Origin of the sequence: uncultured Veillonella sp. (genome assembly GCF_934190855.1) — a bacterium.
In the GTDB taxonomy this organism is placed as follows: Bacteria; Bacillota; Negativicutes; order Veillonellales; family Veillonellaceae; genus Veillonella.
The window spans coordinates 1-6,721 of sequence record NZ_CAKPTN010000088.1; the positions used below are offsets into that span (position 1 = coordinate 1).

Here is a 6,721-nt window from a genome sequence, read left to right on the forward strand (position 1 = left end):
TTGGAAAAATCGTCATGGTCATACTCATCCAATTAGGTGGCCTAGGTATCGTATCATTTACTACAATTATTGCCTTGTTGCTAGGGAAACGAGTGGGACTTAAAAATCGGGTGCTCTTGTCAGAAGATGTGGGCCAAGAGGGCATGTCAGGGCTATTACATATTACGAAAAAGTTAACCTTGTATACTTTTGCCATTGAGTTTGTAGGGGGCATCATTTATACGATTCAGTTATATCCTTATATTGGACAAGCTGCATTGTATACGGGAATTATGCAAGCTATCTCCACCTTCTGTAATGCAGGATTTGTATTTTTTGATAATGATCTACCATATGCCATGGTAGGTGATGTATTATTTAATATTAATACTGCAGCTCTCATTGTAATCGGTGGATTTGGGTATCTGGCAGCCTTTGATATATGGTCACACCGAAAGGTACGACGCTTTGTGGATTTAAAATTGCATACTAAAATCATGCTTGTTGGTACTATATTCCTCATTTTGTTAGGCGCCATCATTTTCTTAGGTGTTGAATGGTCAAATCCAAAAACCTTTGGACCTTTACCAATATGGAACAAAATTATGGCATCCATATTTCAAGCCATTACACCTCGTACAGCAGGTATTGCGACGGTTGATTATAATGCATTACATCCAATCACCTTGTTTATCACCATCATTCTTATGTTTATAGGTGCCGGCCCAAACTCTACTGGTGGGGGCGTAAAAATCAGCACTGTAGCAATAGCGATTCTTTCGTCGTGTACCTTATTTAATAATCGTCCAGATACAGAGGTATTTGGTCGTCGTATTTCGATAGTCACTGTACTTAAGGCAAATGGGATTATCTTTTTATCCATTCTACTTGTATTACTAGCTACCTGCTATTTGGCTTGGGATGAGCCTTATGACTTCATTCGGCTATTATTTGAGGTTACGTCAGCCTTTGGGACAGTAGGCCTTACAACGGGGATTACACCTAATTTATCTGAAAGTAGTAAATGGGTATTGATGCTTGTCATGTTTACAGGTCGCGTAGGTGTTATGACTGTTATCGGTACATGGGCACTTAGGACAGCGCCAACAAAGCCGATTAGATATGCGGAAGAAAATGTATTGTTATAATTGCATAAAATTAATATATCAGGAGATATAGTATGAAATATAAAACAATTGCTGTCATTGGTCTCGGCCGATTTGGGACGACCATCGCCAAGATGTTAGCCTCTATGAATCATGAAGTATTAGGTGTAGATATTAATCCAGAAATCGTGCAAAAGGTTTCCCCCTATGTAACACATGCAATTGTGGCTGACACGACTGATGAAGAGGCGATAAAAGCATTGGCTTTGAGTCAATTTGATATAGTCATCGTTGCCATTGGTGATAATATACAGGCTAACCTCATGACCTCTATGTTATTAAAAGAAATGAACATGCCTTATGTGGTCTCTAAAGCGGAGAATGCCCTACAAGGTAAGATGCTCAAGAAGATGGGCGTCGATATGGTTATCTATCCAGAATATGATGTAGCACAACGATTGGCGCAATCATTGACACGAAAACACGTGATGGATTATTTGCAGCTATCTAAAAGCATTAGCCTCATTGAAGTAGATATGCCAGCATTCTTGGTTGGTACTTGCTTAAAGGATTCAAATTTACGTGAGAAATATAATCTCAATGCAGTTGGTATAAGACGAGGCGATGAATTAGAGGTACCACCAAATCCAACTACCATTCTTTCAGGATCGGATAAATTATTAGTAATTGGGAACAATTCTGATTTAGATGCGTTAGTGGTGTAGTAAGTATACGAAAGAAATATAACTATATCGAAAAATTATGATATAATTAGAATAGAATTCAGTATAGGTCATACGTATTCGTATGGCCTTTTTACATAGAAAAGAAGGTTATTATGACAGAGGAACAATATATAACGGCGCTGACCAATAACCCACATGGGATTCGGAACATTCCAAATCCAACGGAAGCGATGCAGCTTACCTGTGTAGGTCAAAACGGTATGTTGCTTCAATATATCAAAAAACCTACTCAAAAGGTTATTGAAACGGCGCTTTCACAAGCACCACGAGCCATACAGTTCGTAGAAAACCCAACCGAAGAATTGTTAAGTGCCTTAGTTGAAAAGGACTGGGCTATTTTAGAATATATAGACAATCCGTCTGACTCCTTAGTTCGAAGTGCATTAGCGCAATCTGGTTGGGCCATTCGCTATATAACAAATCCATCAGAAGAGTTGCAATTAGAAGCAGTAAAGGCGAATTACGATGCGTTGCAATATATTAAGGATCCTAGCGAAGCAGTGCAATTACAAGCTGTACAGGAAAATTATTTAGCCTTGCGCTATATTAATGAGCCAAGCGTAGTCGTGCTAGAGGCAGCCGTTAAGCAAGATCCACAGGCGATGCGTCAAATTACAAATCTTTCAAAAGAATTGGCATTACACCTATTTAAAGTGAGTGCAGCCATATTAGGTTATATCCCTAATACATTGGGGGTTACAGTGGATGAAATCAAAGCTATCATCGTAGAGGCTATTTCTAGTGATACCATTGATGGGGACTATGTTCGTGAGTTGATCAACAATAAAGCAATCGGTGGCCGCCAATCTAAATGGCCTATCGATCTATTGTCGCTCATTGATGCGTATGGCACTAGAACGATAAAGAAAATCGCTGTAGGCGAATATTTGAAATATTAGAACGGAGATACAATGAACTTTATAGATACAATGGCGAGCGTTGAATTAGTGCTTGCCGCAAATCAAGTACCATTGCTCGTCGGTGAAACGGGCATCGGTAAAACATCTCTCGCAGCGCGCGTAGCAGCTGTACATGATTGGGAACTCGTCACTATTGACGGTAACCTTTTAAAAGAAGGTGAAATCGGCGGTTTGCCAACGGTGGAAACTGTGACACATACAGATGGTCATGGTAATACTCGTGATGTAAAAACTACAGTATACGCTGTACATCATACATTGGAACATGTGGCTCAAGCCGTCGATAAAGGTCGCCAAGTATTGCTATTTATCGACGAAATTAACCGTGCAGAACATGCGGTACAACAAGAGTTAATGAACCTTATCTTGAACCGTGAAATCAATGGTTTCTCCTTGAGCGATCAAGTGCGCATTATCGCCGCTATGAACCCTGAGGATTCCTTTGATTACCAAACTATCGATATGGATCCAGCTCAACAAAACCGTTTTGTATGGCTCTATATGAATGCAGATTACATGCAATGGATTGACTGGGCTATCGGCGCTGGTATTGAAGAAAAAGTTATCGAATTTATTTCTTCTTATCCTGAATATTTGAATCAACGTCACGAAGATGATATTGATGCTACACCTCGTTCTTTCGAGCGCGTATCTGGTCTATATACGATTTATAAAAACCAAGACGGCTCAGCTTATAGTCGTGATGTATTTATGAATGTCATCCGCGGTAATGTGGGCAAACTCATTGCGGAGGCTTTCGTAAACTTCATCGAGTCCGATCAAGAACCGCTCATTACCTTTGATGATGTACTCGCTGCAGTTCAAAAACCAGGTGCTATTATGTCTATGGCTGAGCAGGTTAAAGGTGAAAGCCCCACTCGCCTATATGTAGCGGCTAAAAATATGTTACATCGTTTAAATCGCAATAGTAATGCCGAAGAAATTCATCACTTCGTGGAATTCTTAACATTATATCCAGGAGATTTGCGTGTAGCCGTTATGAAAGACCTACGCAACACTTATGAGCGCGTATACTCCTATGCCATTGAAGATGATTTGTTCGTCGATACCTTCTTTGAAGCACAAAAATAATTCCAAATAAAATCTGATGTTTAAGAAAAAGGAGGTGGTATGATGCAACGAAATTTAGATAAGGACGATATTCGCGATGCGTCTGATTTACTGACGCACATTGATGGTTGGGAAAAGACGGGCTCTTATGATGCAGATGCTATCGAGGCTCTCGATCGCTGGCATGCAAAACGAGAGCGCATTCATCGTGAAGCAGAGGCTTTATATACGCAACTATATGCAACCTATGAAGCCTATGTAGATAGCTATGAAGAGCAACATCACAGTATGGCCCCTGAAAGGATTGCAGCGGATTTGATGAACCATAATATGTCGGACAGCCATATTGGTACGATTGGTCGAGCTCTAGAAGATATAGAAGTAGAAGGCACAGACTTAGCTGTTATGCAACAAGCCGTTATGACGCCTGCCTATGAGCAACGCTTGTGGAATATTTTACACGATGTAAATAGCTTACTCCTTGAAGAAGACCAGTTCTTTGGTTACTTTTATTTGCAAATGGCTCATCGTATTCGCTTTGACATGACTAGCGCCTTTGGTATTAACTTAAAACAAGGTGGCTATGTACTTTATGTAAATCCGTTTATCTTATTACGCCAACCGCCTGATGTGATGAAGGACGGTATTAAACGGGAAATTCTTCATATCATTTCCGCACACTTGATGCGGGTGAAAGCATTGAGCCAAGGCTTTCACAAAACAGCCGTTCACATGGCCATGGATATGGTGGTAAATGACTATCTTGAACATGTGGACCGTGATGCAGTAACAGTAGCTAATGTGAATGAGCGTTTTGGTTTATTGTTAAAACGGTTCCGTACCATTGAGTACTATGCGAAGGCTATTGACAAGGTCATGAAAGAGAAGCCAGATCTCTTTGTGCCTATCGACAAGGCAGATAATGCTGTGGCGATGGAGTTTGATCCTCAAACTAGTCACGATATTTGGGATGAATCTGACTCCATTGACACCGATACGATGGACCAAATTACGGAGCGCTATATCAACGAAGCCTCCAAAGGCGATATGGAAGGCTATGTGAAAAGTCTCATCGATACGTTCCAAAAGACGCGTCGAGCCTTGCCTTGGTATTTTTATCTTAAGAAGCTGATGGGGAAGGTAGCGAGTGGCTACAAAAAAACGACGATGCGTCGCAATCGTCGTCAGCCTGAGCGTCTCGAATTATCTGGTACATTACGCCAACATAAGGCGAATGTATGGGTAGCTCTCGATATGAGTGGTAGTATTACGGATGTTGAGTTTACTAATGCATTAGAACAAGTACTGCAAATTGTGCATGCTTACAATCATCGCATCACCGTTGTGGAATGCGATAACGAAGTGCGCCGCACCTATACGATGGAATCAGTGAAGGACGTGAAGCCGCGCCTTGATGTACGTGGTGCCACGGCCTTTGCGCCTGTGTTCTCTTTAGCGAATCAAAACCGTGTAGATTTACTCGTATACTTTACAGATGGTAAAGGGGAGGAACGCCTTCGGGAAGCTCCTAAAGGCTATAAAGTGCTTTGGGTACTGACTGGTGAGAACCCTCAATTATCTTTGCACAATCCCTATGGTTTAGTTCGTGAGCTAGGCTATGTAGGTGTAGATGAAACCCAAGATATTGATGAATTTGTGCGCATGGCCAATCGTGGTGGCTTCTCCATGGCAAACCAAGAATTTTAGCCTAACAGGTTTTCACTTTTTGCAATCTTAGTTTAGAACTAAGAGATGCTTAGTATGGACCTAAGCTGAGGTTATAGATAAAAAAAAGAATACAAAAATGACGCAATTCCAAGAATTGCGTCATTTCTACGTCATGTTTTTTATTAGCTATTAAGCTCGATAGAGGAACCTGGCTCGATAATGAGAGCTGTTTGGTTGTATTTGCCTTCAACTAAGCTTGTGAATACACCTGGTTCACGGTCGATAACAGGCCATGTTTTGTAGTGAATTGGAATGGAGATACGCGCTTTTACATAGGAAGCAGCAAGAGCTGCATCTTCAACGCCCATCGTGAAGTTGTCGCCGATAGGAAGTAATGCGTAGTCTATATCGCCAAAGCGACTTAATAATTTCATGTCACTAAAGAGTGCTGTATCACCAGCGAAGTAAAGGATATCGCCGTAGAAGTCTACGATGCAACCTGCTGCGTGACCGCCCGGGATACCAGCGCCGTGGAAGGCAGGAACCATGCGAACAGAACCAAATTCAAAGTCGAATTTGCCGCCTAAATGCATAGCATGAGCACGGCAACCAGCTGCTGCTGCTTTACCTGCTACCTCTGCAGTAGAGATAACGAGTGCATCATTTGCTTTAGCGATGAAATCTGTATCGCCATAATGGTCATCGTGACCATGGCTAACAAAGATGTATTGGCATTTGATGTCTTCTTTTTTAGCTTTGTCCCATGTATTACCAGTTAAGAATGGGTCAAAAATCATGGATACATCACCGCGAGTGAGCATAAAGCAAGCGTGGCCGAAATAAGTTAGTTTTGTTTTCATAGGAACACTTCCTTCCTTATACATACAATTGTTAATTCTATTGTATAATATAACTAATGAAAATAAAACTATGGATGATAATTTATGCATAATTAGTAAGGATTTAGTATGGATTTAACACATTTTGATCAAGATGGTAATGCCTGGATGGTAGACGTATCCGATAAGGATATTACATCTCGCACAGCTGTAGCAGAAGGCTTTATTGCCATTAACGATGCTATTTATGAGCGTATCGCAGCGGGTACTATGAAAAAGGGGGATGTCCTAAGCGTAGCGCAATTGGCTGCTATTATGGGGGCTAAACAAACGAGCAATCTCATTCCCCTATGCCATCCGCTGGCGTTGACTAAGGTTGAGGTTCACTGCAC

The 6,721-nt window shown here is 41.2% G+C and carries 7 protein-coding genes; 6 read left to right on the top strand and 1 reads right to left on the bottom strand.

Annotation, left to right across the window (positions count from 1 at the left end):
* From Q0F90_RS06075 to Q0F90_RS06095, 5 genes are all read left to right on the top strand, one after another.
* The coding region (locus Q0F90_RS06075) for a TrkH family potassium uptake protein (RefSeq protein WP_296004184.1) at positions 1-1,127 on the top strand (1,127 nt) is incomplete at its 5' end.
* A 32-nt stretch (positions 1,128-1,159) separates the two neighbouring features.
* Positions 1,160-1,810 carry a TrkA family potassium uptake protein gene (locus Q0F90_RS06080; RefSeq protein WP_296004185.1) on the top strand — a complete coding sequence of 217 codons (651 nt, stop codon included), beginning with the start codon at positions 1,160-1,162 and terminating at the stop codon, positions 1,808-1,810.
* 113 nt (positions 1,811-1,923) lie between these two features.
* Positions 1,924-2,730: a hypothetical protein gene (locus Q0F90_RS06085; RefSeq protein WP_296004186.1), complete on the top strand. Its 807-nt coding sequence runs from the start codon at positions 1,924-1,926 to the stop codon at positions 2,728-2,730.
* A gap of 12 nt (positions 2,731-2,742) precedes the next feature.
* Positions 2,743-3,843, top strand: a complete 1,101-nt coding sequence (locus Q0F90_RS06090) for an AAA family ATPase (protein ID WP_296004187.1) — start codon at positions 2,743-2,745, stop codon at positions 3,841-3,843.
* 42 nt (positions 3,844-3,885) lie between these two features.
* Positions 3,886-5,529, top strand: coding sequence for a VWA-like domain-containing protein (locus Q0F90_RS06095; RefSeq protein ID WP_367113419.1), 1,644 nt, complete (start codon positions 3,886-3,888; stop codon positions 5,527-5,529).
* Positions 5,530-5,672: 143 nt separating this feature from the next.
* On the opposite strand, the gene Q0F90_RS06100 is transcribed toward Q0F90_RS06095, so the two are convergent.
* Complete coding sequence (locus tag Q0F90_RS06100) at positions 5,673-6,350, bottom strand: metal-dependent hydrolase (protein ID WP_296004189.1); 678 nt, start codon at positions 6,348-6,350, stop codon at positions 5,673-5,675.
* Between the two features lie 108 nt (positions 6,351-6,458).
* Here Q0F90_RS06100 and Q0F90_RS06105 point away from each other — a divergent pair.
* A partial coding sequence (locus tag Q0F90_RS06105; protein WP_296004190.1) for a cyclic pyranopterin monophosphate synthase MoaC occupies positions 6,459-6,721 on the top strand: 263 nt, incomplete at its 3' end.

What these genes read in the sequence shown, in the direction of transcription:
- Q0F90_RS06085 (WP_296004186.1), top strand. Translation starts at nt 1,924, where the DNA reads ATGACAGAGGAACAATATATAACGGCGCTGACCAATAACCCACATGGG.
- Q0F90_RS06080 (WP_296004185.1), top strand. Translation starts at nt 1,160, where the DNA reads ATGAAATATAAAACAATTGCTGTCATTGGTCTCGGCCGATTTGGGACG.
- Q0F90_RS06095 (WP_367113419.1), top strand. Translation starts at nt 3,886, where the DNA reads ATGCAACGAAATTTAGATAAGGACGATATTCGCGATGCGTCTGATTTA.
- Q0F90_RS06100 (WP_296004189.1), bottom strand. Translation starts at nt 6,350, where the DNA reads ATGAAAACAAAACTAACTTATTTCGGCCACGCTTGCTTTATGCTCACT.
- Q0F90_RS06090 (WP_296004187.1), top strand. Translation starts at nt 2,743, where the DNA reads ATGAACTTTATAGATACAATGGCGAGCGTTGAATTAGTGCTTGCCGCA.